Annotated in this window: 24 protein-coding genes; 5 read left to right on the forward strand and 19 right to left on the reverse strand. The window is 39.6% G+C overall.

The genetic code is table 11. The features are described 5' to 3' along the window. Positions 1 to 142: 142 nt before the first annotated feature. From WKH56_RS03870 to WKH56_RS03885, 4 genes are all read right to left on the reverse strand, one after another. Entirely contained in the window at positions 143 to 655 is a 513-nt protein-coding gene (locus tag WKH56_RS03870; RefSeq protein ID WP_013059309.1) for an adenine phosphoribosyltransferase, read from the reverse strand. A gap of 15 nt (positions 656 to 670) precedes the next feature. Further along, the gene (gene recJ, locus WKH56_RS03875; protein ID WP_048019725.1) at positions 671 to 3,013 is read right to left on the reverse strand and encodes a single-stranded-DNA-specific exonuclease RecJ; all 2,343 of its coding nucleotides are present in this window, start codon (positions 3,011 to 3,013) and stop codon (positions 671 to 673) included. Between the two features lie 140 nt (positions 3,014 to 3,153). Then, on the reverse strand, positions 3,154 to 5,391 hold the full coding sequence (secDF, locus tag WKH56_RS03880; RefSeq protein WP_047749810.1) for a protein translocase subunit SecDF: 2,238 nt from the start codon (positions 5,389 to 5,391) through the stop codon (positions 3,154 to 3,156). A gap of 137 nt (positions 5,392 to 5,528) precedes the next feature. Then, on the reverse strand, positions 5,529 to 5,822 hold the full coding sequence (locus WKH56_RS03885; protein ID WP_028411692.1) for a post-transcriptional regulator: 294 nt from the start codon (positions 5,820 to 5,822) through the stop codon (positions 5,529 to 5,531). Positions 5,823 to 5,886: 64 nt separating this feature from the next. Between WKH56_RS03885 and spoVB the strand changes: the two genes are divergently transcribed. Next, positions 5,887 to 7,497: a stage V sporulation protein B gene (spoVB, locus tag WKH56_RS03890; RefSeq protein WP_028411693.1), complete on the forward strand. Its 1,611-nt coding sequence runs from the start codon at positions 5,887 to 5,889 to the stop codon at positions 7,495 to 7,497. A 20-nt stretch (positions 7,498 to 7,517) separates the two neighbouring features. Here the strand turns inward: spoVB and WKH56_RS03895 are convergent, their stop codons facing one another. After that, entirely contained in the window at positions 7,518 to 8,171 is a 654-nt protein-coding gene (locus WKH56_RS03895; protein WP_028411694.1) for a DUF421 domain-containing protein, read from the reverse strand. Between the two features lie 146 nt (positions 8,172 to 8,317). Between WKH56_RS03895 and WKH56_RS03900 the strand changes: the two genes are divergently transcribed. Then, positions 8,318 to 8,701 carry a TIGR04086 family membrane protein gene (locus WKH56_RS03900; RefSeq protein WP_034265495.1) on the forward strand — a complete coding sequence of 128 codons (384 nt, stop codon included), beginning with the start codon at positions 8,318 to 8,320 and terminating at the stop codon, positions 8,699 to 8,701. 35 nt (positions 8,702 to 8,736) lie between these two features. On the opposite strand, the gene yajC is transcribed toward WKH56_RS03900, so the two are convergent. From yajC to WKH56_RS03935, 7 genes are all read right to left on the reverse strand, one after another. Continuing rightward, positions 8,737 to 9,000: a preprotein translocase subunit YajC gene (gene yajC / locus WKH56_RS03905; RefSeq protein WP_028411695.1), complete on the reverse strand. Its 264-nt coding sequence runs from the start codon at positions 8,998 to 9,000 to the stop codon at positions 8,737 to 8,739. Positions 9,001 to 9,072: 72 nt separating this feature from the next. After that, positions 9,073 to 10,212 carry a tRNA guanosine(34) transglycosylase Tgt gene (tgt, locus tag WKH56_RS03910; protein WP_013059317.1) on the reverse strand — a complete coding sequence of 380 codons (1,140 nt, stop codon included), beginning with the start codon at positions 10,210 to 10,212 and terminating at the stop codon, positions 9,073 to 9,075. A 23-nt stretch (positions 10,213 to 10,235) separates the two neighbouring features. Next, a complete protein-coding gene (gene queA / locus WKH56_RS03915; protein WP_048019724.1) occupies positions 10,236 to 11,264 on the reverse strand; it encodes a tRNA preQ1(34) S-adenosylmethionine ribosyltransferase-isomerase QueA in 1,029 nt (342 codons plus the stop codon). A 23-nt stretch (positions 11,265 to 11,287) separates the two neighbouring features. Next, positions 11,288 to 11,488, reverse strand: a complete 201-nt coding sequence (locus tag WKH56_RS03920; RefSeq protein WP_028411697.1) for a DUF2905 domain-containing protein — start codon at positions 11,486 to 11,488, stop codon at positions 11,288 to 11,290. Continuing rightward, the gene (gene ruvB, locus WKH56_RS03925; RefSeq protein ID WP_028411698.1) at positions 11,485 to 12,486 is read right to left on the reverse strand and encodes a Holliday junction branch migration DNA helicase RuvB; all 1,002 of its coding nucleotides are present in this window, start codon (positions 12,484 to 12,486) and stop codon (positions 11,485 to 11,487) included. The genes WKH56_RS03920 and ruvB overlap by 4 nt, the downstream gene beginning before the upstream one ends. Before the next feature lie 16 nt (positions 12,487 to 12,502). Next, complete coding sequence (gene ruvA, locus WKH56_RS03930; protein WP_028411699.1) at positions 12,503 to 13,114, reverse strand: Holliday junction branch migration protein RuvA; 612 nt, start codon at positions 13,112 to 13,114, stop codon at positions 12,503 to 12,505. 296 nt (positions 13,115 to 13,410) lie between these two features. After that, complete coding sequence (locus WKH56_RS03935; protein WP_053074053.1) at positions 13,411 to 13,947, reverse strand: BofC C-terminal domain-containing protein; 537 nt, start codon at positions 13,945 to 13,947, stop codon at positions 13,411 to 13,413. 291 nt (positions 13,948 to 14,238) lie between these two features. Here WKH56_RS03935 and WKH56_RS03940 point away from each other — a divergent pair, with 291 nt between their 5' ends. Continuing rightward, positions 14,239 to 15,318, forward strand: coding sequence for a YsnF/AvaK domain-containing protein (locus WKH56_RS03940; RefSeq protein WP_028411701.1), 1,080 nt, complete (start codon positions 14,239 to 14,241; stop codon positions 15,316 to 15,318). 103 nt (positions 15,319 to 15,421) lie between these two features. Here the strand turns inward: WKH56_RS03940 and WKH56_RS03945 are convergent, their stop codons facing one another. The 6 genes from WKH56_RS03945 to nadB form a co-directional block, all read right to left on the reverse strand. Continuing rightward, complete coding sequence (locus tag WKH56_RS03945; RefSeq protein ID WP_033579658.1) at positions 15,422 to 16,081, reverse strand: YhcN/YlaJ family sporulation lipoprotein; 660 nt, start codon at positions 16,079 to 16,081, stop codon at positions 15,422 to 15,424. A gap of 94 nt (positions 16,082 to 16,175) precedes the next feature. After that, positions 16,176 to 17,156, reverse strand: coding sequence for a phosphotransferase (locus tag WKH56_RS03950; protein ID WP_342834724.1), 981 nt, complete (start codon positions 17,154 to 17,156; stop codon positions 16,176 to 16,178). Next, the gene (gene safA / locus WKH56_RS03955) at positions 17,131 to 18,411 is read right to left on the reverse strand and encodes a SafA/ExsA family spore coat assembly protein (protein WP_048019723.1); all 1,281 of its coding nucleotides are present in this window, start codon (positions 18,409 to 18,411) and stop codon (positions 17,131 to 17,133) included. Before safA ends, WKH56_RS03950 begins: the two co-directional genes overlap by 26 nt. Positions 18,412 to 18,625: 214 nt before the next feature. Next, positions 18,626 to 19,726 carry a quinolinate synthase NadA gene (gene nadA / locus WKH56_RS03960; protein WP_310884535.1) on the reverse strand — a complete coding sequence of 367 codons (1,101 nt, stop codon included), beginning with the start codon at positions 19,724 to 19,726 and terminating at the stop codon, positions 18,626 to 18,628. Beyond that, the gene (gene nadC / locus WKH56_RS03965) at positions 19,683 to 20,576 is read right to left on the reverse strand and encodes a carboxylating nicotinate-nucleotide diphosphorylase (protein ID WP_275210692.1); all 894 of its coding nucleotides are present in this window, start codon (positions 20,574 to 20,576) and stop codon (positions 19,683 to 19,685) included. The genes nadA and nadC overlap by 44 nt, the downstream gene beginning before the upstream one ends. 35 nt (positions 20,577 to 20,611) lie before the next feature. Further along, the gene (nadB, locus tag WKH56_RS03970; protein WP_275210691.1) at positions 20,612 to 22,156 is read right to left on the reverse strand and encodes an L-aspartate oxidase; all 1,545 of its coding nucleotides are present in this window, start codon (positions 22,154 to 22,156) and stop codon (positions 20,612 to 20,614) included. A gap of 90 nt (positions 22,157 to 22,246) precedes the next feature. Between nadB and WKH56_RS03975 the strand changes: the two genes are divergently transcribed. Then, complete coding sequence (locus tag WKH56_RS03975) at positions 22,247 to 23,383, forward strand: IscS subfamily cysteine desulfurase (protein ID WP_275210690.1); 1,137 nt, start codon at positions 22,247 to 22,249, stop codon at positions 23,381 to 23,383. A 15-nt stretch (positions 23,384 to 23,398) separates the two neighbouring features. Continuing rightward, positions 23,399 to 23,944, forward strand: coding sequence for a transcription repressor NadR (locus WKH56_RS03980; protein ID WP_275210689.1), 546 nt, complete (start codon positions 23,399 to 23,401; stop codon positions 23,942 to 23,944). Between the two features lie 29 nt (positions 23,945 to 23,973). Here WKH56_RS03980 and pheA read toward each other — a convergent pair whose 3' ends face one another. After that, entirely contained in the window at positions 23,974 to 24,846 is an 873-nt protein-coding gene (gene pheA / locus WKH56_RS03985) for a prephenate dehydratase (protein WP_028411710.1), read from the reverse strand. Positions 24,847 to 24,865: the final 19 nt, after the last annotated feature.

The following is a 24,865-nucleotide window of genomic DNA, read 5'->3' on the forward strand; positions in this document are numbered from 1 at the left end:
CTATTATCTTGAAAAAATCCAAGGATGTAAAGCCTTTGCGTCTAATTTATGAAATTTACATCATTTCCATTTTACGTATTCACGTTTTTTAACGAAAAAAGAGCACCTGTATCAGGTACTCTTTTTTATGTGATCGTTCTTCTTAATACGTCATTAATGTGAATACATCGTAACCGTCTAGTTTGTCACGGCCGTCAAGGTAAGAAAGTTCAATTAAGAACGCAGCTCCAACAACAATTCCGCCTAATTCTTCAACAAGCTTAATTGTCGCTTCAATTGTACCGCCTGTTGCTAATAAATCATCTGTAATCAACACGCGCTGACCTGGCTTAATTGCATCTTTGTGAATCGTTAATACGTCTTTACCGTATTCTAAACCGTAATCTACTTTAATTACTTCACGCGGTAATTTTCCTTCTTTACGAACAGGTGCAAAGCCGATACCTAACGCATATGCTACTGGACAACCAACGATAAATCCGCGAGCTTCCGGTCCTACGATAATATCAACTTGTTTATCATTGGCATATTTTACAATCTCATCCGTTGCGGCACGGTATGCGTCACCGTTATCCATTAATGTTGAGATATCTTTAAATGTAATACCTGGTTTTGGCCAGTCAGGTACAATTGTAATATAATCTTTAAAATTCATTCTAATGTTGCCTCCTCATTCAATCGAACGCTTAAAAATATCTTGAAATTGATTTTTAAGCTGTACATATGACGTATAAATAAAGTTTTTTTCTATTTCAATCTGCTGCTGCTTTTGGCGATAAGTCGCAGATTCTATTAAATCACGTTTCGTAGAATTTTTCACTAACGAAATTAAGCCATTGTTTATTGTAACAAATTCTAACTCAAAAAACACCTTTGCCATAAAATCAATCGTTTCTTTCGACCAGCCCTTATGAATTGCTAAATCTTCTTTGTAGCGTTTTAAATCAAAAGGACCCTTTTTCGCTAAAAAGCCGTAGAACCATTTAAAGTGATCGCGAGTTGGGATTGTATCAAAATAATGGTCTTCTTCCGTTAAGAAAATAGCGTATATCCTAGAAGGAATACCTTGGACAAACAAAGCTTCAAGCCACTTCTGTGACGGAGGCAAATCTAATAAAACGATCTGTTCTCCTGCAAACATGCATGCTTTTGCCTGTTCTTCATTTTGAATAAGAACAACATGTTCCATCGGCAGCATCGACTTGTATTTATCAATTGTTGAATCGTGAAAAGCAACAACTTTCATTTGATCTGTGAATACCTGTTCAAAGAAACGTTTGACATCAACCGCGCTGCGATAATCAAACATCTGCCACTCATCTACAGAGATATCTTCTACCATCAGCTGCGGTTTGCGCATATTGTTCCACTCATTAATAGATAGTTCACCTACTAATGATACCTTAGCTATAGGAGATACTTCATCTAATATATAGCCTAACCCAAATCCTACTGCATCAACCGATACACCGCTGTCTTCAAATACGAGTTTTAAATGATTTTTATTCGCGCCAATTTTCCGCATAGATGTTGTATGAACATCTTTAATGAGAACTTTTGGCTTCGGATTATGCATACCAAATGGAGCAAGCGCACTCATTTGTTCAATGTTTTCCAGCGTAATTTCCTCTGTTTTGCATACTGTATCAACTGATGTAATTGGAATAAAGTCCTGTTGAGTTAACACGTTGCTTGCTTGTTCATTAAGGCGTCTGCGCAGTTCTTCTACATCCTCGCTGTTTAACGTCATGCCGGCTGCCATTGGATGCCCTCCAAAATGCGGCAAAATGTCACGGCATTTAGATAAGTTCGCGAATAAGTCAAAGCCTTGGATACTTCTTGCTGAACCTTTAGCAATATGGTTTTCAGAGTCAACACTTAATACAATTGTCGGTCTGTAGAACTTTTCTACGAGCCTAGAAGCAACAATTCCAACAACGCCTGCATTCCATCCTTCTCCCTCTACAATAAGAACGCTATTTTCATCCGGAGGATACAAACTTTCAACAAATTCAACGGCTTCTTCCGTAATATCATTTACGATTTGCTGCCTTTCCTTGTTTAACGCATCAATTTCTTTAGCTAAACCTTTTGCTTCTTCAGCATTTGTTGTCATAAGCAAATGAACAGCTGGATCAGCATCTTGAAGACGTCCTACTGCATTAATGCGAGGAGCCATGGCAAATCCAATTGTATCTTCAGTAATTTCTTCGCGTTTTACTCCACATACGCTCAGCAGCGCTTCAATTCCAGTACGCTTCGTGAGCTTGAGATAGTCAAGACCTTTGCGAGCAATTAAGCGGTTTTCGTCGACTAAAGGAACTAAGTCAGCAATCGTCCCAATCACTGCTAGTTCTAACAAATGTTCCGGAAGCTCCCCTAACAGCGCATGAGCGAGTTTAAAAGCCACTCCTACACCTGCCAGTTCTTTAAATGGATATGTACTTCCCGGAAGCTTTGGATGAATAATTGCATACGCATCGGGTAAAACCGGACCCGGCTCGTGGTGATCAGTAATAATTAAATCAAAATCTAATTCACGTGCATACGCCGTTTCTTCGACTGCCGAAATACCTGTGTCTACCGTAATCACCAGCTGATAGCCGCCTGCGTTTATTTTATCAAATGCTGCCTTATTCGGCCCATAACCTTCTGTAAAGCGATTAGGAATATAAAAATCAGTATCAGCGCCGAGCTGCTGTAAAGCAGATAACATAACTGAAGTACTGCTGACGCCGTCCGCATCGTAATCTCCATAGATCATAATTTTTTCATTATGATCAATTGCTTGCTGAATACGAGCTACTGCTTTGTCCATATCGTGCAATAAAAAAGGATCGTGGAACGTTTGTGCATCAACGTGTAAAAACTCACGTGCCGCTTCTACTGTTGTCATGCCTCTATTAAGTAATAACGAAGCTACTAGAGGTGTAATATTGAGGTTTTCTACAAATTCATTAACAAGTTGTTCATCACATTCTTGAACATTCCAACGTTTTTTTGACTGTAACATGTCTCTTCACCCCTTAACCCACATTATTATACTAGAGTGGATGAAATGGAGCAACGAAAGAAAATAAGCATATTTTTCTGACAGTGCGCCTTAAATTTTCACGTACAAAAAAACGTGCGAACACTTCGCACGTTTTTGAATTACTTGCTTTCTACTTCTTTTTGTTCCTCACGCTTCAACTGTTTTCCTTTCCACACAAGCCATAGCTGCGCAGCAATAAACACAGATGAATATGCACCAAGAATTAAACCTACTAACAGGGCAATTGAGAAGTTTTGAATGGACTCACTTCCGAATAGAAGAAGTGCTACAACTGCAATCACAACTGTTAACACGGTATTCATCGAACGAGTAAACGTTTCACGCAAACTTAGGTTTACGATAAACGCCAAGTCGTCAAACGTTTTGGATTTAAATTTCTGCATATTTTCACGAATGCGGTCAAACGTAACGATCGTATCGTTAATTGAGTAACCAACAATCGTCAAGACAGCGGCGATAAACGTTAAATCAACTTCTAATCTCGTTAAGCTGAAGACCGTAACGATAAAGAACGCATCATGCAACAGAGCAAGCACGGCTGCAAGCGCCATGTAAAACTCGAATCGAATCGTTACATAAATGATAATTCCGATTGAAGCAATTAAAATCGCAAGCATCGCATTTTTCGCCAGTTCTTTTCCAACCGTCGGCGAAACGGTGCTTACGTTTGGTTCAGAACCGTATTTGTCTTTAAAGTGATCTTTTAAATTGGCAATTTCTTTTTTATTCAAGACCCCAACTACACGTACGACACCCGTATCATTACTTTTTCCTGTAATAACTACGTCATCCGTTTCGATATCAAGAGACTTCATTTCACGCTGTATCTCAGCCTGCGTAACGGTATGATTTGCCGGAATCTCTATACGAGTTCCGCTCGTAAAGTCAATACCGAGGTTCAGCCTAAACACAGCAACCGAGATAATACCGATAATCACGAGCACGCTTGAGAATGTGAAGAACGCTTTACGGTATTTAACAAAGTCGATTTTATCCCAACGCGTAGGTAAAACGGTTGTGCCGTCATCTTTGCTTAAATCGTGAATTTGCTCTTTCTTTACGCCAAAGTAGCCTGGTTTTTTATCAAACCAGCGGCTGTTTACTAAAAGGCTCATTAGTAAACGAGTACCATAAACAGCAGTTACAAAGCTTAGCACAATCCCGATCATCAAAGTTGTAGCGAATCCTTTTACTGAGCTTGTACCGTAAAAGAACAGTACAAGAGCCGCTAACATTGTTGTAATATTGGCATCAAAAATGGTCGCAAGTGAACGACGATTTCCTGCCCGGTAAGCCGATATAACAGACCTTCCTGTTTTCAGTTCATCTTTAATCCGCTCGTAGGTAATAATATTCGCATCTACTGCCATACCTACGCCGAGAATAAGAGCCGCAATACCTGGAAGCGTCATAACCACGTGCATCCAGTCAAATACAACTAAGTTTAAGTAGATATAAAAACTGAGTGTAATAATGGCAATAAGCCCCGGTAAACGGTAGAAAAACAGCATGTAAAGGAAAATAATTCCGATACCGATAATACCCGCTAATATAGTTGTGTGAAGAGCTTCTTCTCCAAACTGTGCTCCAACGGATGTAGAGTATAGCTCATCCAATTTAACCGGCAGCGACCCGGCGTTTAGTAATTCCGCCAGCTGCGTTGCACTTTTCACTGTGAAGTTTCCACCTGAAATTTCAACATCTGGCTGTGTTAACACGCTGCTAACAGAAGCTGCAGACAGGTACTTCGGATTTTGTTTTGCTGATTCTTTTTGGTACGAGTCTTTTCCTTCTTCATAATCCAGCCAAATGACAATTAAATTGTTAGGTGCTGGTTTTTGAGAAAGCTCTCGCGTAATCTTTTCAAATTTTTTCGCATTTTTTAACTTTAGTGAGACGCTAGGCTGATTGCTTTGGTCAAACGATTGCTTTGCCCCGCCTTGCGCTAAGTCTGTACCATCCATCAGCACCTTATCGTTCACGTCACGGAACGTTAAGTTTGCTTGAGTTGATAACAGATCCCTAGCTTGCTTTTGATTCGTGACACCAGCTAGCTGAACACGGATGCGGTCGTTTCCTTCAATTTGAATGCTGGGCTCACTAACTCCCAGTACATCGACACGTTGACGCAGCGCTTCAACCGTGCTGTTAAGTGCCTTTTTGTCAATGACATCGCCTTTTTTAGCTGGACTGACTTTATATAAAATTTCAAATCCACCTTGAAGGTCGAGGCCAAGTTTAATATCTTTTGTAATTCCAGTCATCGTTGTTCCGATTGTACTAAACACAAGCAGTACTAAGAGGAAAAAGGCAACGATACGTCCTCTTTTAACCATCGACAGAAAATCCTCCTTCTTATGTAAAAAACATGAAATGATAACAATAGATAAATGACCAATCTAATTATCATTCATAACCTAATGTCTGTCAAATAAAGACCTTATCAAATTTTAATACATGTATTTTACAAACTCTACTTTAATAATTCTTTCCAGTCTTCTCCATTATTAACACTTGAGAACATATCAGATTTATAAGATTCAATGGTTACATAGCTCATCACCTGCGTGATCTTAACAGATAAAATATCATTTACAACTTGATGGAGAGATAGCTCCTTTTCTTTTTTCCATTTTTTCATTTCCAAATAACTCAATAAATCGTTCTCCGTTACTTCTTCATATCCAAGCATATGAAATTCTTCCATTTTGCTGGATACGACAGGCTGTATAAGTTCTTTCGAAGCTGAAATAAATGGATGTGTCATATTGATCCTCCTTTCCGTTTGACATTTTGCGTAAAATTTCTTTCTCGTATGAGGAATACTTGTCATGCTTGGACACCGACGGCGCATATATTCACTGTATAAACCTCAAGAAAGCAGTGAGTATATGTCTAAATTTTTACAGGGAACTATTATTTTAATAATTGCTGGCTTAATTACACGTGTACTCGGGTTTGTCAATCGAATTGTGGTGGCTCGAATGATTGGAGACGAAGGTGTGGGACTTTATATGATGGCGGTCCCCACGCTGGTATTAGTAATCACCTTAACACAGCTTGGGCTACCGGTTGCCATTTCAAAGTTAGTGGCAGAAGCAGAAGCTTTAGGTGACAGGCATAAAATAAAAAAAATACTTGTCGTCTCTTTAAGTATTACGTGTACGCTGAGCGTTTTATTTACGCTCGGACTAATATTATTCGCTCCCGTTGTAGCAAAAACCTTCTTTACAGATTCACGTACGATCTATCCGCTGCTTGCGATTATTCCTGTTATTCCGATCATCGCCGTGTCGTCTGTCATTCGCGGATATTTTCAAGGAAAGCAGCAAATGAAGCCCGCTGCTTATTCTCAAATTATTGAACAAGTGGTGCGAATTACGTTAATTGCTGTCTGTACAAAAGCATTTTTACCTTATGGAATTGAGTACGCCGCGGCTGGCGCTATGCTCTCTTCGGTATTTGGAGAGCTCGCTTCCCTGTTTTACATGGTGTTTATGTTCAAGCGAAAGAAGAAAATAACGGTAAGACGAAAATTTTTTGCTTCTTTACATGCGGGCAAAGATACGTTCCTTGACTTAATGCGAATCGCTCTTCCCACGACAGGAAGCCGCATGATTGGGTCAATTTCTTGGTTTTTAGAACCTATTGTAGTAGCTCAAAGTTTAGCAATTGCAGGAGTAGCGACAGCGGTAGCAACGAAGCAGTACGGAGAATTAACAGGCTTTGCACTCCCTCTCCTGATGCTGCCTTCTTTTGTAACGGTGTCTCTATCCACTTCTTTGGTTCCCGCAATCAGTGAATCTCTTGCACAGAATCAAATGAAACAAATCGAATATCGGCTTCATCAAGCTCTCCGCTTGTCGTTTGTAACAGGCGGACTGGCCGTTGTTGTTCTTTATGTATTTGCTAATCCGGTAATGGAATTGATGTATGGTTCTGACAAAGCTGCTATTTTTGTCAAAGTCATGGCGCCTTTTTTTATCTTTTATTACTTTCAAGGGCCGCTTCAAGCTGTTCTGCAGGCGCTAGACCTTGCAAAAGCCGCCATGATTAACAGTTTTATAGGAGCAGCGGTCAAAACGTCTCTTATCTTCTTACTCGCAACTCAGCCCAATCTAGGCATTATGGGAGCTGGCCTTGCAATTGTTGTGGGAATGATGCTTGTCACTCTTTTACATCTGTCTACGGTCATGAAAAAAATCACGTATAAGCTTCATGTGTTTGAGTATCTTCGCAGCTTTGCTGTAATGGGCATATCAGGCTTTATTGGACACTTTGCTTATATGAACCTTTTCACTTCCATCCCGTTAAGCTTACGAACCATTTTATCAATTGCACTGACAAGCTTTGTATATGTACTGTTTTTGCTGCTTTTTAGACTGATAACAAAAGAAGAATTAAATCGCTTTTCTGTTTTACGTTATTTTAAACGAAAATAAAACGCGGAGCACTCCGCGTTTTATTGTTTCACATCTATTAAATCTATAAAAAATTTTCCGTTGTCGTAGCTGCAATATGAAATCTTGTCTAAGTTTGAATGCCCCAGTTTCTCTAACTCCTGCCTTAACCATTCCGTTGTTTTATGTTCATGCAACAGATGCTCTTCTTGAATAACGCCGTCAATGATAAAAGGCAAATTCAAATTGCCTTTTTTACCTGATTGCTGATCTTTTTCAAACACGGATAGCCTTCCTGAAGATTCTAAAATAGCAAATTCAACATCAGCTACATTTTTTATATTTTTATCTCGCAGCTGCACAAGCAAATCATTGAAGTTATATCGCTGCCTTTTCATTTCATGTTCATTTATTTTTCCATTTTCAATGATAATACTAGGTTTACCATCAATAAAATTTCGCATTCGATTGCTTTTAAGAGACCATATAGCTAAACCAATTTGAATAATAAGAAGCGTTAACATCGGAAGAATTGAATACAGCAAAGGATCTTTTGGGTTTTCAATAGCCATTACTGCCATTTCAGCAATCATAATAAAGACAACTAAATCCAAAATGCTCAGCTCTCCTATTTCCCTTTTGCCCATAACGCGAAAAATAATTAAAACTACTACATACAAAAGCACGGTTCGCGCAACCATGATTAATAGTTCCACTGCAAAGACCTCCTTTATGTATTCCCTTGTAGTTTGTACCATTTATTTTAAAATAGCCTTACTTTTATGCGTCTATTTTGAAGTCATCCCGAATATGCTCGTACTAAGGGTTCACCTATCTTTTTATTTCATGAGGGGGAAACAAGTTGGGTGCAAAACGAATGAGCAACGCTGTATTTGCAGGGGTAGCAACAATCTTAGTGATGGCTTTAGCGATTAGCATTATCTTTTCGCTTATTTTAAAATTCACATCGCTTGAAGAACAGTCCGTACGTTTATTTTTACTTATTCTCTCATTTATTACACTGTTTATCGGAGGATTTATAGCGGGAGGACGAAACGGTTCAAAGGGACTGCTTGTTGGAGGAGCCACTGGTATTTCTTATTCTTTTTTAATGTTTTTGCTGCAATTCCTCGGCTATAGTCACCTGTTTTCTGCACAGCAGCTTTTATTTCACGCTGGGTTTATTGGAGTCGCTATTCTCGGGGGAATTGTTGGCGTAAACATTTCCGGTTCACGAGAAGCATAAAAAAACGTCACGTACATGTACGTGACGTTTTTTTATTAATCTACGCTTCTTACTTCACGAATAGCATTGCGGTCAAATGTTAATTTTGAACCGTCAGTGCTGCGAACCACAACTTGTGACTCATCGATTGCTTCTACCAAACCGTGCATACCGCCAATTGTAACAATCTTATCACCTTTTTTAAGTGCTGATTGCATTTGCTGTACGTTTTTTTGACGTTTTTGCTGTGGACGGATTAACAAGAAATAGAAAATGACAAACATTAAAAGTAATGGCCAAATATTTTGTAAAACACCCATGAAAACTCCTCCTTTTATTTATATTATCAACAGGTACTCATTCATAAATTTGATGAAAATTCCTGTAGTGACCTAGAAATTCTTTGCGTCTGGGCCGTTAAACCCATATTTTTCAAAGAACTCATCGCGGAAATCGCCAAGTCGGTCTTCGCGAATGGCTTCACGGACTTGCTCCATTAAGTTTAGCAGAAAATATAAGTTATGGTAAGATGTTAAACGAATTCCAAACGTTTCATTACAGCGAATTAAGTGGCGAATATACGCTCTTGAATAATTTTGACATGTGTAGCAGTCACAGTTTGGATCAATCGGACCGAAGTCTTCTGCATATTTGGCATTTTTAACAACAAGACGACCTTCACTTGTCATAAGCGTTCCGTTACGTGCAATACGCGTTGGTAATACGCAGTCAAACATGTCAATCCCGCGAATTGCCCCATCAATTAACGAGTCAGGTGATCCTACTCCCATTAAATAACGAGGTTTGTCAGTTGGCAAGTATGGCGTCGTAAACTCTAGCACACGATTCATCACATCTTTTGGTTCTCCAACTGACAGGCCTCCCACAGCATAACCTGGGAAGTCCATTGATACTAAATCAGCTGCACTTTGACGGCGTAAATCTTCAAACTCTCCGCCTTGAACAATTCCAAAAAGACCTTGGTCTTGAGGGCGGCTGTGAGCCTCAAGACATCGCTCTGCCCATCGGCTAGTACGCTCTACTGAACGTTTTAAGTAGTCATACTCTGCTGGATAAGGAGGGCATTCATCAAATGCCATCATAATATCAGACCCAAGCGCATTTTGAATGTCCATCGCTTTTTCTGGAGATAGGAAAAGCTTGTCTCCATTCAAATGGTTGCGGAAATGAACGCCTTCTTCTTCAATACGGCGCAAATCGCTTAAACTAAAAACTTGGAAGCCGCCTGAATCTGTTAAGATAGGACGATCCCAGTTCATAAATTTATGCAGACCACCTGCTTTTTTAACAATTTCATGACCTGGACGAAGCCATAAATGGTACGTATTACTTAAAATAATGCCTGCCCCCATTGCTTTTAAATCTTCCGGAGACATTGTTTTTACTGTAGCTAATGTGCCTACTGGCATAAAAATAGGCGTTTCAAATGAACCATGAGGCGTGTGGACAATACCTAAACGCGCTCCTGTTTGTTTACAAGTTTTTATATGTTCGTAACGAATTGCTGTCATTGATGTATTCCTTTCATGTTAAATTACAAAATTAGCATCGCGTCGCCGAAGCTGAAAAAGCGATACTTCTCTGCTACAGCTTGTTCATAGGCAGAAATGACGTTTTCTCTTCCTGCTAAGGCACTTACAAGCATAATGAGCGTAGATTTTGGAAGATGGAAGTTTGTAATCATTCCATCAATTGCTTTAAATTCATACCCTGGGAAAATAAAAATATTGGTCCAGCCTGAAGAAGCAACAAATTTTCCGTTATGCTCAGTTGCAATTGTTTCAAGAGTACGGGTAGAAGTTGTACCTACTGAAATAATGCGTCCGCCTTTTTCGCGTACGCTGTTTAGTAAAGCCGCGGTTCCTTCACTCACTTGATAAAACTCTGCGTGCATATCGTGCTCTTCTAAGTCGTCAACGCTGACTGGACGGAACGTACCTAATCCGACATGAAGCGTTAAAAATGCAATATGCACACCTTTTGTTTTTAACTGTTCAAGCATCTCTTCTGTAAAGTGAAGACCTGCTGTTGGCGCTGCTGCAGAACCTTGCTCACGGGCAAAAACCGTTTGATAGCGCTCTTGATCATCCAAACGTTCTTTAATATAAGGCGGCAGCGGCATTTCTCCTAACTGTTCAAGCACCTCATAAAAGATGCCTTCATAGTTGAATTCTAGCAAACGTCCGCCTTGATCGCTCGTTTCTTTGCATACAGCAGTCAGACGTCCGTCACCAAACGAAATAACCGTTCCTTCTTTTACTCTCTTAGCCGGTTTTACAAGCGTCTCCCACGTATCGCCTTGTGTTTGCTTTAAAAGCAATACTTCAATATTAGCACCTGTATCTTCTTTTGTGCCAAATAAACGTGCAGGAAGAACACGCGTATCGTTTAAGACTAAACAATCTCCTTCTTGCACATAATCAAGAAGGTCATGAAACATATGATGTTTCACATTTCCTGTTTCTTTGTTTAATACCATGAGTCTTGATGCATCTCGCTGCTCAAGTGGCGTTTGCGCAATCAATTCTTCTGGTAAATGAAAATCAAATAAATCTACTTTCAAAATGTTCACCTGTTTCTACTTAATTATTTAAACCTGCCAATTACATAAAAAATAAGTGATAACACAACGCTTACTAGGATACATGTCACAATCGGGAAATAAAAGGTTGTATTTCCTTTTTTAATAAAAATATCGCCAGGAAGCTTGCCAACGAACTGCCATAACAGCCCAATGACTACTAAAATGCCTCCTAATGTGATCAGCATCTTAGGCATATCATTCACTGATCAGGCACCTCCAGCTGAAAATGATCATAAACCAAAGGAGTCACAATTCGTCCTCGAGGCGTTCGCTGCAAAAAGCCAATTTGTAGTAAATAAGGCTCGTATACATCTTCAATCGTGTGAGATTCTTCACCAATAGTAGCTGATATTGTATCTAAGCCTACAGGCCCGCCTCTAAATTTTTCAATAATCCCTCTTAATAATTTATGGTCAATATGATCAAGACCTAAACGGTCCACCTGTAACATTTCTAATGCTTCAGTAGCAAGGGTTTCAGTTATAGCTCCGTCTCCTTTTACCTGGGCAAAATCTCTGACTCTTCGAAGCAAGCGATTCGCAATACGTGGAGTTCCCCTAGCACGCCTAGCCATCTCAAACGTCGCTTTCTGATCAATCTCTACATCTAAAATAGCTGCTGTTCTTTCTACTATCGAAGCAAGATCTTCTTCTTGATAGTATTCCAAACGGCTTAAAACGCCGAAGCGATCACGTAAAGGAGAAGATAAAAGCCCTGCTCTTGTTGTTGCACCTACTAGCGTAAACGGAGGCAAATCAAGACGGACAGAACGTGCACTCGGCCCTTTTCCAATCACAATGTCCAAACAGAAGTCTTCCATTGCTGGGTACAGTACTTCTTCAACAGAACGATTTAATCGATGAATTTCATCAATAAAAAGCACATCTCCAGGCTCTAAGCTGGTTAAAACCGCGGCTAAGTCGCCTGGACGCTCAATGGCTGGCCCTGAGGTCGTTCGGATTTGCACGCCCATTTCATTAGCGATAATAGTGGCAAGGGTTGTTTTACCTAATCCTGGAGGACCATATAAGAGCACGTGATCTAACGTTTCGCTTCGCATTTTGGCAGCTTTAATAAAAATGTCAAGATGGGATTTTACTTTATGCTGACCAATATACTGCTGTAAGGTTTGCGGCCGCAAACTTTGCTCGATGATTTCTTCTTCACCAAGAACATCTCCCGTTACAATACGATCGTCCATTTTACTCCTCCCTTACTTATTGTTTCAATAATCGTTTTAGCGCTTCTTTAATATACTGATCTGTTGTCATCGTTTCCTTCATTAAAGCTGGAACAATTTTTTTGATTTCTCTTTCTGCGTAACCTAATACTTTAAGTGCTTCAATCGCTTCATCGAGTGCTTCTGAACTTTGAGATTTGACTTCTTGTGCGTCCAAATCTGCAAATAAAGAAGGAACGGCATCTGGTACAATATCATGCAGCTTTCCTTTTAAATCTAGAATCATCTGTCGAGCTGTTTTTTTACCTACTCCTGGAAACTTAACTAAAAACTTCTCGTCTTCCTCCTCCACAGCTTGGACAACCTGCGCTGGATTACCTGACGCTAAAATAGCTAAACCGCCTTTTGGGCCGATTCCTGACACGCTAATTAACTTCATAAATAAATCCTTTTGTTCTCGCGAAGCAAACCCGTAAAGTGCAATTACGTCTTCTCTTACATATTGATAGGTGTAAACCGTTTTTGGTTGTTCATCAATTGAAAACACGTATGGATTCGGCGTAAAGACCTGATAGCCTATTCCGTTGTTTTCAATTACTATATACTCAGGATTTATATATGTAACCGTGCCTTTGATATAATCAAACAATAAGCTCTCTCCTTACTCACGTACGCGCGGGCAGTGACCTTCCATCTTACCTATGAAGAGTCCTGCCCGCATCGTTCTCTATTTTCCTTTACAGTTCCTTTTAAAAAGACGTTCAAGAGAACGTTCGCCTCTTTTCATCTTTCTCAACCCACTTTTACAATAGCTGTAAAAAATAGAACCGCCCACTTTTATTGATGAATGACCTTTTAAGTTATATACAATACTAGACTGCTGAATACCATTTTAACATATCGCCAAAAGCAAATAGAAGCAATTTAGAATGTTGAATTCAATAATTATTTTACCATACTAAAAAACGGCTGCTTGATCGAAAGCGGCCGCTGCTGGAGCTGATAGATTTTATAGAAATTAATGAGGGAAAGATATTCATCTTTTGATTGAACGCGAATACCTTTCTTTAATTGTTCATGCTGATAGCTTTCAAGCCTTTTGATGTCAATTTGAAAAAACGACTGTATAATGTGCTGCGACGAAGCTGGCTTGCCTTCAAATGCTGAGAGAATACCGTTAACAGAAAGCCCTACGTAGCCGTTGTCTTTTAAAATAGGTGAAATATCGTCTATGCCTGTTCTAAAAACTAGCTCTCGATCGGTTTCTTTAAGCAGTCGCCAATTTTTATATTTTTTCATTAATTGTTTTTTTGTCATAGAAGGGCTTTTGATCATCTCTTGACTTACGACTCCATCCACATACACGCGCTCAAGAAATAATGTCATCGGCTCCTTTTCATTCGCATCTGCACGGTATGGCATTATACAAAGCACAATACTTACTAGCATTAAAAAAGCTGCTTGATGAATGACTTTCTTCACTCACCTTCACCTCACACGTTAATCATACTCTTTTTAGTATTATCTAAAAAGGTTTTGTGAAAATCTACACTAATAGTTTGACCTACTTATTTTCTTTTATCCTCTTATTTTATGAAGCGAATCCTTTTCACGATATTATGTTAAGAAAACATGGAGTATTTGTTACATTTGCACACTATTTGTAAAATTTTCTCTTAAACGTTTTAATTAAATTTTCGCAGGGTATGTACATAGTGGAAGTAATTGTAAGGACTTCTATTATCTATTTTCATAAAAAAGGGAGCTGAAGTAATGAGAATGAATAAACGTGTAGTCGGAACTTTTTTTTCAGAAAAAGAAGCTTTAGATGTTATCCATAATTTAAAACGTCAAGGTTATCGAGAAACAGACATCATGGTCATTTCTAATAGTAAAAGCAATACATTTCAAATAGGTCATGATACAAATGTAATTATTGAAGCTGGTTCGCCTGCCGTAAGTTCATTAGCTGGCGTCATGATGGATAACTTTTTTACCATGATGACAGGCGGCATGGGGCTCAAACAAGGAAGCGGCTTGAAATCAAAATTAATCCGCATGGGCATCCCAGACATCTCAGCCGTGCAGTGCGAGACAGATGTAGCTGCTGGTAAAATTCTAATTTTGATAGATGCCGTAAGCTCTGAACAAACTCCAGCGTACGGAACCTATACGGAACACAACGAGCATAGAGCTGTCCAACTGCGTGAAGAAAAATTAGATGTCTTAAAAGAACGCGTTCAAGTAGGTGAAGTAAAACTCCACAAAAAAGTAATAGAGGAAGAAAGAACTGTACACGTTCCTGTTACAAGAGAAGAGTTTTATATTGAACGCCGCCCTGTAATTGACGGAGACTATAACGCTGGCCCACTTACAGAAGATGAAATTATTCGTGTTCCAATCATGGAAGAACGAGTAGAAATAACCAAAAGACCAGTTATTGTTGAAGAAGTAATTATAGGAAAAAAACTTATTCAAGAAACAAAAGAATGGACTGAAACGATTAAGAAAGAAGAAGCAAGCGTAGAACCTGATGGACTCGCGAGCCCTGAAGTATACGAAAATATGATGAACTATACAGACCATACTTACGCTCAAGTTTCTGCAGCTCTAGCAAGCGACGTGGAAGCTGAATACGAAAATAGTCAGACAACTAACAACGAGAAGCCAAACACACAAGCTAATAAGACAAGCTCTTCTGCAAAAAATGTTAAAAATACAAAGAGTGTCGCTACGGCACCAGCAGATACGAAAAAAAGAGAAGGTCGCCTCAAACAAAACGAAACTAACGCTCAAAATGAAGAAGCGGAATCTAAAACAACAAACAAATCTGCTTCTAACAAGAAAAATTAATAGTTACATGTTCGAGGAATAGCTGCCTGGCTTCAATGGCAGCTTTTTTATATGTATTCTCATCAAAAAAACAGCCGCCCTTCACAGACAGCTGCTTCTTCATTTAACGATGTTTATGATTGACATTCTCATCGACTGATTCAAATAGACCATTGAAATTAGTTTGAATCGTATTTCGGTCTTTTCCATTTCGAATATCGTCATCAAGAGAACGAGCATTCATAAATACATCGTGATCTACTTTTACTTGAACATTGTAGTCCTTCGCAATAGGCTTTACTTTATCGAGCACATTTTGTCTTAAACGGCCGTTATTTATGTCTTTGGCAGGATCCACAGCAACTAATAGCTGATCTCCACGGACAACGGCGCGACTATTTTCTACACCTTTAACGCTTGCAGCTCGATCAGCCACTTTTTCCGTAAAGTCTCTTGGATAATCTTCACCGTAATACATATTAGCCACGCCATTTGTACGATCATTTGTATTATTGATGTTTCCATAAGGGTTTGTCGGATTGTCAAAACGTCCATCACTTACGTTTAACGGATAATTAGGTGTTCCATTCCCATCTAAAACTTCAGTCATTGGACCTTTCGGATTATCTACGCGATGTTCATTCGCTTTTTCATTTGTATGATACCCAACAGGCTGTGTCGTATCTGTATAGCGTTGTTCCATACCTTGGTCTTTGTTATTGCAAGCGCCAAGTCCCATCATACATGCAAAAGCTAAAGAAGTTGCTACATACCTATTCAACATAATCGCCCCCTAATTTAAGCTCTATTTACTCTGAGCTTACTATTAGGATTAAAAGACAAGCCGTTTCTTATTCGATGAAGTGTTTATAAACTCTTTACATGTCATGTAGGTTTTGTAAGTGCTGGTAAATCACTCGATAAAACCGTGTACGCTGTGACCATTCTTCAACTGATTGCTGCATTAACCTTTGACGGTTTGCCCATGATAAAGCAGAGGGGTTTATATTCCAGTTTCTCATCAGCATCGATGGAAATAGCAAAGAAGCAAGAAAAAAACGCTGCTTGCTTAATTCTTTTATTTTCGAGTGTTGAAGTAGTTCTTTCATCGACCACTGGACGTAAGGCAAAAAGCGCTGGGCCAGCTGAACATAGTCATAAAGAGCAGGAGCTTTAGCCGCTAAGTCAAAATCAATCATAACAATACCCAAGTGGTTTGTTTTCAAGAAATTATGTGAAGCAACATCACCATGAATAATGGAATAGTTCAACCCTCTATCTTTGAAGCGCTCCATTAAGACTAAAGCTTTTTCTCCCCAAGTCACAATATCTTTATATACATGAAATTGATTAAATTCTCTAAATATGTGTGATGCTTCTCGAAAAGAAGAAAGCCGCTTTTTCCATTTTAAAATAAGATCATACTCAGAAAGCCTTGTATACGCGGCTATTTTCTTTTTATGAACTTCTCCATGATAGCGGCTCAATGCTTGTAATACTTCTTCTCGATCCTGAAAACTTTCATACGTTACCTCTTTTACTTGCTTAACAAAGGGCATCATCGCCCAATACAAATGACGGTCCTTTATATAAAGTCCACCTTGTGGGTAAGCTTCGAAATTAACAGCGTACCCTTGTTGAATCTGAGATAAAAAATGATAAACATGTTCAATTTTACCTTTATCTCTGTAAGCTTTTATTACTTTTTTTCCTTTATTCGTATCCGCTATGATGACATGAGGCTTTTTCATACGGTAGGCCTCAACTTGAATATCTCTTTTTTTCAAATAGAGAAAGAGACGATTTAAATTAAAATCGTCTCGTGTATAATAATCAATCCTCATCTTCGTCGTACTCATCATATTCTGGAATACTAAATGCATTTGGGTCAAACGCAGGATACGGAGGTACACCAATCATGCCATATGGGGCTGGATAGGGTGCCCTTGGGTCCTGAAAGCCATAAGGTACCTGCTGCTGGTACTGTGGATAAGGCTGCTGTGGTGCATAGTCGTCAGGTCGTGGTTCACCGCAGCCGCAGTCTCCTTGCTGCTGTGGCGCATAGTGCTGCCCATAATGGTAAGGCGCGTTTCCAAAACCTTCGGAAGAACTTTCATAATGGCCACCTGTCATAGCTCCTTGCACTTGTGGATACATCGGTGCTTGATGATAGGCCGGATAAACGGGCTGCTGATATCCCCATGGAGGCGGACAAGGAGAACATTGTACCGGTCCATAGCAGTTGTGTGGCATCATTGGATACATTGGCATCGGTGCCATGTGAGCGCCCATTGCATGTTCTTCAAACGATTCGTTTTCATAACCGTGATGATACATTGGAGCCTGTTGATACATTGGCATTGGATATGGCTGCGGTGCATACATTGGCGGATGACACGGCATATAATTAAATCCGCAGCCTGGCATCACAGGCGATATTGGCATGATTGGGTAACATGGCATTTGAGGAGGCATTTCTATACTCTCCATCTCAGGACTTTCTGGCGATTCATGCTTGGGTAGTTCTTTTGGTGCTTCTTTTTTTGGAGCCTGCATCGCCATATTAACTGTGTAATAATTGTTAATATCAATCTCAGGTGCAATTGGCTTTAATTTAGGAAGCTTTGGCGCAACTGGCATTTCTTTTTTAGGCTGAACAATTGGTGCTTCTTTTTTAGGCTGGGCGACCGGCGCTTCTTTCTTTGGCTGCGCAATCGGCGCTTCCTTTTTCGGTTGAGCAATCGGTGCTTCTTTTTTAGGCTGGGCAATTGGTGCTTCTTTTATCGGTTGCATAAACGGTGTCTGAGCAGGCTGATTAGCTGACTTTTTCTCATCTGGACTTTCATCAATTTCCGTTACTGGATAAGCTTTTGTGGATTGGTCACTATAAGGGTGTTGAACTTTAGGCATTTCTTTTATCCCAGGTGAAGGAGCTCCTTCTTTTTGAACAGGCACTCCGCTTGTCGGCACTTTAATTTTCATTCCAGGCATGATCATATCTGGATTGCTTAATTGAGAATTCGCTTTTTTTAACTCTTCAAAATTAACCCCATACTTTTCAGCGATTTTCCAAAGGGTATCCCCTTTTTGAACGATATGGATTTTCAACGTCATTCCCCTCCCGAGTAGAGTCTCTGCCATCTATATGTGCAAAATCAAAGTAAGTTCTGTTTGTTCATCACAAGATATGCCTTGAACCATTTTTTTATTCATTTTGCCCACAGTTTGGTTCAAGTTTTTATGATAAAGAAAAAAAGACTTATCAACACAAACAATATGTCAATAAGTCTTCTTTTAGACCTTCTTTGTTTAATTGTCTTAAAAATCTTTATGCTCGTCCTAACATATTCGTTAGGGCTTTGATAGCACCTTCTGCTGTATGTTTATCCACCTTGATTTGATTTACTTCTTTTCCTTCTTCGATGCTTTCTAAAGCCCACAGCAAGTGAGGCAAATCAATTCGGTTCATCGTCAAACAAGGACACATATAGGGATTAAGTGAAACAATTTCTTTATCCGGATGACTGTTGATAATCCGTTTCACTAAGTTCATTTCCGTGCCAATGGCCCATTTAGAGCCTGAAGGAGCTTGTTCAATTGTATCAATAATATATTTTGTAGAACCTGCATAATCTGATTTTTGCACCACTTCATGGGAACACTCTGGATGAACAATAATATTCATCCTAGGCTGCTTCTCGCGTAAATAATCAATATTTTTAACCGTGAAATTTTCGTGCACAGAACAGTGACCTTTCCATAGAATCACCTTGATGTTGTTTATATCGCCTTCATATTCAAGTATTTCTTCAATAGGATTCCAAATGGCCATTTCATCTAGTCCAACACCTAAATCATAAGCTGTGTTTCTGCCCAAATGCTGATCTGGTAAAAAGAGAATGCGCTCTTTTTTAGAAAATGCCCACTCCACCATATTTTTTGCATTTGAAGATGTTACTGTTGCACCATCATGTTCGCCTACAAAAGATTTAATTGCAGCTGTAGAATTTACATACGTAAGCGGAATAATCGTATCTCCGAAAAGATCCTGCAAGACAGGCCATGCCTTTTCTGTTTGCTGAATAGTAGCCATATCAGCCATTGAACAGCCAGCTCGCATATCGGGTAAAATGACTTTTTGGTTTTCATCTGTTAAAATATCAGCTGTTTCTGCCATGAAGTGAACGCCGCAAAACACAATATGCTCAGCTTCTCTATTTTCAGCCGCTATTTGAGCCAGCTGTAAGGAGTCTCCTACCGCATCTGCAAACTCGTACACTTCGTCTTTTTGATAATGGTGGCCGAGCAGAAACAATTTGCTTCCCAGTTTTTTCTTGATTTCTAATACTCTTCTTTTCATTTCATTTTCTGTGAGCTCCGTATATTTAGCGGGCAGCGTTTGCTGCTGAAGCGTTTGTAATAAACTCATCATTTTCTGTTCCCCTTTCTGTTAATAAGTCCAAGCTGATATCGATAGACCCTGCTGAATGCGTTAAAGCTCCAAGTGAAATATAGTCCACTCCGCTGTCTCTAAAAGAATGGAGCGTGCCAAGCGTAATTCCACCGGATGCTTCTGTGACAATATGAGCGGGAACCAGCGGTATCCAATCTTTAATGACTTCTGGAGAACAGTTATCGAACATAATGACATCTGCTCCTGCCTCTATTGCTTCTAGCAATTGACTTTTATTTTCAATTTCTACTTCCACCTTAACCATATGTCCAAGCTGCTCTCTTACTCTCACAACAGCGTCTAGAATAGATCCTGCATGTGCAATGTGGTTATCTTTTAACATGACGCCATCGTACAAGCCAAAACGATGATTATAACCTCCTCCAGCACGAACGGCATACTTCTCTAACATTCGCAGACCAGGGGTTGTTTTTCGCGTGTCACATATGCGGGTATGTGAGCTGCCAAGCATCGCTACGGCTTTGTGCGTCATCGTGGCAATTCCGCTCATTCTTTGAAGTAAGTTTAAAATTACCCGTTCACCGGTCAAAATAGATTGCACGGATCCTGAAACGGCAGCTATTTTATCTCCAGGCTTAAGAACATCTCCATCTTTTTTTTCGAAATCCACTTTCACATTAGGGTCTATTAAATGAAATCCTTCTTTAATCAATTCTACTCCTGCAATAATACCTGATTGCTTTGCCGTAAACACAGCCTTCCCTTGGTCAGACGGAGAAAAAATAGCTTCACAAGTTAGATCTCCATCTCCAATGTCTTCTATAAAAAAAGACTGCAACAGCGTTTGTAATTTCAACGTGTTCATTGTGCTACCTCACCTTTCTTTTTAGATTTCCTTGCTTATAAAATCAATGATTGTTTTGTTGAAGCAGCAGACTGCTTAATAATTCGCTTATGCTCCCACTCTTGCTTTTCATGTGGAAAGTCACTTCGGTAATGACCTCCTCTACTTTCTTTTCTTGCAAGAGAGGACTCGGCAATAAGCAGACCTGCAGTTAGCATATTGCAGATGGTTGCAGCTTCCCTCGAATATATAACTTCTTGATCAAGAGGTATTCCATCCAAATAATTTGTGAATTCATGCACAATGGTAGCCAATTCGTTTTCATGACGAATGATTCCTACACAATCCATCATTTTATGCTGAATTTGTCTTGTGGCAGGCAGTATTTTAGGCATGCCTTTATAGACGTAACGAACGGGAGTATAATGAGATACCGTTCTCGCTTTATGTAAAATATGACGCCCTGCCCGTTTTCCGAATACAAGACACTCTAACAATGAATTGCTTGCTAGACGATTTGCTCCATGAACCCCTGTAGAAGAAACTTCCCCCACGGCATACAATCCTTCAACACTTGTTTGTCCGTAAGCATCTACTTCAATTCCACCCATTAAAAAATGTGCGCCCGGAGTAACAGGTATTCGTTTTTTGTCCAATTGAATTTTATACTTTCGACACAGTGCCGTAATCGTAGGAAATTTTTGTTCAAAATGAGCCACTTTTTCAATGTCTAAAAATACGGATCTTCCTTTTTTCATTTCATTAAAAATCGTCCTTGCTACAACATCTCGCGGTGCTAAATCCTTAAAGAGATGAACGCCTTCCATTATGCGTTCATTCCATTCATTTACCAGTACACCACCTTCACCTCGAACCGCTTCGGATACTAGACCTTTCGCTTCCTTTTGATACAAAAGGGTCGGATGAAACTGAACAAATTCTAAGTCCGCTAATTTTGCTCCAGCCCTGTACGCAAGCGCTAGCCCATCTCCTGTCGCAAGCGGCTGGTTAGATGTATGCTTGTACAAAGCGCCGATTCCTCCGGTAGCAATAATGGTTTGGCGAGCATAATATATAGTAATTTTATTGTTTTCACCTTGTCCGATAGCACCTCTACACGTTCCATCTACAGTTACTAAATGCTGAATCATTTCGTTTTCAATCACTGTAATATATGGCAGTACTTCTTTTTTCAAAAAAGCGAACAGCGCTTGTCCTGTTGCATCCCCACCTGCATGCAGAATACGATTGACACGATGGGCTCCTTCTTTTCCAAAATGCAGCGTACCATCTGGATTTTTATCAAACTTCATTCCTTTATGAATCAATTCATTTACTACAGCCGCACCTTCTTCCACTAAAGTGCGCACCGCTTGTTCATTGCAATGCTTATTTCCCGCAATCAACGTATCATAGAGATGTTCACTCCAGTGATCGCTGCTTCCAATAGCAGCTGCTACTCCGCCTTGAGCAAGAACTGAGTTATTGCGGTCAATTTTCCCTTTCGTTACCATTACAACTCTGTTATGACGACACAGTTCATAAGCTGCAGAAAACGCTGCTAATCCGCTTCCAATAATTAAAACATCCGTCTCTAACATTTTACACCTCTTTATTTACATGTGTCTTGACACCTATATTTACATATTATTAAATGAAAGACAAGAAGTTTTTTTATCGGGGGGGAGAAAATGATTTATCTGGACTATGCAGCAACAACGCCAATGAGACAAGAAGCAATTGAGGTATATACTGAAGCGGCAACGAGCTATTACGGAAATTCCAGCAGTCTTCACACACTTGGAACACAAGCAGAGAATCTGCTTACACTATGCAGAAAAAAATTAAGCCTGTTAGTAAATTGCCGAGAGGATGATCTTTTTTTTACAAGCGGGGGAACAGAAGCTAATTACTTAGCTATTCACTCTCTTTTAAAAGGAAACACTAGCAAGCGAAAACATTTGGTTACAACGAAGCTTGAACATTCTTCAGTTCTTCATACGTTGCAGCAGCTTGAAAAAGAAGGCTTTTCCTTATCTTACGTACCTGTAGATCAAAACGGCGTTGTGTCTGTAGACGACTTAAAGAAGACGATTCGACCTGACACTGTGCTAGTAGCCATTCAGCATATCAATCATGAGCTCGGTACAATTCAGCCAGTTGAGGATATTGGCCATTTTTTATCTCAAAAAGAAATTCTCTTTCACTGTGATTGTGTTCAATCTTTCGGTAAGCTTCCTATTGATGTTAAAAAGCTGAAAGCTGATAGCATCTCAGTTTCTAGTCATAAAATTTACGGACCAAAAGGTGTAGGAATGGTATACATGAATTCAAGTTCTTCTTGGAAGCCTATTTATCATAAAGCAACTCATGAAAAAGGCTTTCGCCCTGGGACTGTAAATACCACAGGCATTGCTGCCTTTACTGCAGCAGCTGAATGCGCATATGCAGAAATGAAGACTGCCAGAAGCCATTATGAGCGCTTAAAATCGTACTTACTGGAAAAACTAGAATCTCTTGCTCCTTTTGTAGAGGTAGAAGGCCTTGGGAACTCTCATTTTCCTGGAATTATTGGACTGACATTTTCAAACATACAGGGTCAATATGTTATGTTACAATGTAATCGTCACGGAATTGCTATATCTACGGGAAGTGCCTGCCATGTAAATCAGCAGGAACCATTAGCTTCTTTACTTGCGATTGGCAAATCGACTGCGAATGCTAAGAACTTTGTACGTCTTTCATTTAGTCAACATTCAACGTTTAAGCATATTGATCGACTCATATCCGTTTTTCATTTATTACAGCAAGAATTTATGACAGTGTAAAAGGAGGGATTAAAGGTGCCAGGAACTCAAAAGAAAATTCTTGGAGAAGAAAGAAGAGAACTTATTCTACAATGGTTACAAACAGAGAATAAACCAATGACGGGCAGTGAGCTTTCGAAAAGAACAAACGTTAGCCGCCAAGTCATTGTACAAGATATTTCGCTGCTTAAAGCTAAAAATGAGCCCATTATCGCAACAAGCCAAGGGTATATTTATATTCAAAATCCATCTCAAACTACCGTGCATCAGCGAATTATTGCCTGTCAGCATACGCCAGAAGATGCTGAAAAGGAGCTTCTCCTGCTTGTTGACCACGGCGTTCTCGTAAAAAATGTAACCGTTGAACACCCTGTGTATGGTGAATTAACGGCTTCCGTTATGATTCAAACCCGAAAAGAAGTAGAAACGTTCATAAAAAAAATTCAAGCAACAAACGCAACTTATTTATCTCAGTTAACAGAGGGGATTCACCTTCATACGATTGAAGCAGATACAATTGAAAAACTGAATGCTGCCTGCTTAGCTCTTGAAGCGGAAGGTTATTTAGTTTCGAATGAGTAAAAAGGTGTTATAACAAAAAAAATCCCGCTTTAAAGCGGGATTTCTGTTTCAAGTAGTGTATGAGGATAGCTTCCTAACAGCTCTACGCTACAGCCTAGTGCCTCAAGTTCAGCCATAGCCCCAGGAATTAATACTTCATCCATTTTTTGTTCAATATCAACGATAAAGAAATAGTTTCCAAGCCCTGTTTTCATGGGACGGGATTCAATTTTAGACAGATTTAGCTTACGCCAAGAGAAAGCTGAAAGCACTTGATGAAGCGCTCCTGCCTGATCAGATGGAAGTGTAATCATTAACGTTGTCTTGCACCCGTTTCCAGCTAAAAATGGCACCTCTTGCCCTCCATCTTTATGCAAAATAACAAATCTTGTTGTATTATGATCATAATCATGAATGTTCGGGCAAGCAATATGTAATCCATATTCACGGGCTGCTAATCCATTCGCAATAGCTCCAATATTAAGCTCAGGGTGTTCGCTTACATATTTAGCAGCAAACGCCGTTGATGTCATCTCTTCTACTGCAGTTGACGTACATTCTCCGTGTAAAAATTTATGACACTGCGCAATTGCATGAGGATGAGAATAAATCGTTTCAATGTTTTTCCACTGTTCTGCATGAGATGGATGAACCATTAAATGCTGACGAATTGGAAGCACAATTTCTCCAACAATCGGCAGACGACGTTCGTGAATGAGATAATCAAGTGTTAAATTTACAGATCCTTCAAGTGCATTTTCTAACGGTACAATTCCATACTCAATTTCTCCTTTATCCACTGCATCAATGCATGCTGGAATTGTTTTGTATGGAATATGGTCGTGCTGTTTAAATACGCCTTGGACGGCCACATGTGTAAATGTTGCCTTTGGTCCTAAATATCCTACTTTCCCCACAATCATGCCTCTCCTTATCTATATC

Source organism: Priestia sp. SB1, assembly GCF_038898415.1.

What these genes read in the sequence shown, in the direction of transcription:
- WKH56_RS03870 (WP_013059309.1), bottom strand. Translation starts at nt 655, where the DNA reads ATGAATTTTAAAGATTATATTACAATTGTACCTGACTGGCCAAAACCA.
- recJ (WP_048019725.1), bottom strand. Translation starts at nt 3,013, where the DNA reads ATGTTACAGTCAAAAAAACGTTGGAATGTTCAAGAATGTGATGAACAA.
- secDF (WP_047749810.1), bottom strand. Translation starts at nt 5,391, where the DNA reads ATGGTTAAAAGAGGACGTATCGTTGCCTTTTTCCTCTTAGTACTGCTT.
- WKH56_RS03885 (WP_028411692.1), bottom strand. Translation starts at nt 5,822, where the DNA reads ATGACACATCCATTTATTTCAGCTTCGAAAGAACTTATACAGCCTGTC.
- spoVB (WP_028411693.1), top strand. Translation starts at nt 5,887, where the DNA reads ATGCTTGGACACCGACGGCGCATATATTCACTGTATAAACCTCAAGAA.
- yajC (WP_028411695.1), bottom strand. Translation starts at nt 9,000, where the DNA reads ATGGGTGTTTTACAAAATATTTGGCCATTACTTTTAATGTTTGTCATT.
- tgt (WP_013059317.1), bottom strand. Translation starts at nt 10,212, where the DNA reads ATGACAGCAATTCGTTACGAACATATAAAAACTTGTAAACAAACAGGA.
- ruvB (WP_028411698.1), bottom strand. Translation starts at nt 12,486, where the DNA reads ATGGACGATCGTATTGTAACGGGAGATGTTCTTGGTGAAGAAGAAATC.
- WKH56_RS03940 (WP_028411701.1), top strand. Translation starts at nt 14,239, where the DNA reads ATGAGAATGAATAAACGTGTAGTCGGAACTTTTTTTTCAGAAAAAGAA.
- WKH56_RS03945 (WP_033579658.1), bottom strand. Translation starts at nt 16,081, where the DNA reads ATGTTGAATAGGTATGTAGCAACTTCTTTAGCTTTTGCATGTATGATG.
- WKH56_RS03950 (WP_342834724.1), bottom strand. Translation starts at nt 17,156, where the DNA reads ATGAGTACGACGAAGATGAGGATTGATTATTATACACGAGACGATTTT.
- safA (WP_048019723.1), bottom strand. Translation starts at nt 18,411, where the DNA reads ATGACGTTGAAAATCCATATCGTTCAAAAAGGGGATACCCTTTGGAAA.
- nadA (WP_310884535.1), bottom strand. Translation starts at nt 19,726, where the DNA reads ATGAGTTTATTACAAACGCTTCAGCAGCAAACGCTGCCCGCTAAATAT.
- nadC (WP_275210692.1), bottom strand. Translation starts at nt 20,576, where the DNA reads ATGAACACGTTGAAATTACAAACGCTGTTGCAGTCTTTTTTTATAGAA.
- nadB (WP_275210691.1), bottom strand. Translation starts at nt 22,156, where the DNA reads ATGTTAGAGACGGATGTTTTAATTATTGGAAGCGGATTAGCAGCGTTT.
- WKH56_RS03975 (WP_275210690.1), top strand. Translation starts at nt 22,247, where the DNA reads ATGATTTATCTGGACTATGCAGCAACAACGCCAATGAGACAAGAAGCA.
- pheA (WP_028411710.1), bottom strand. Translation starts at nt 24,846, where the DNA reads ATGATTGTGGGGAAAGTAGGATATTTAGGACCAAAGGCAACATTTACA.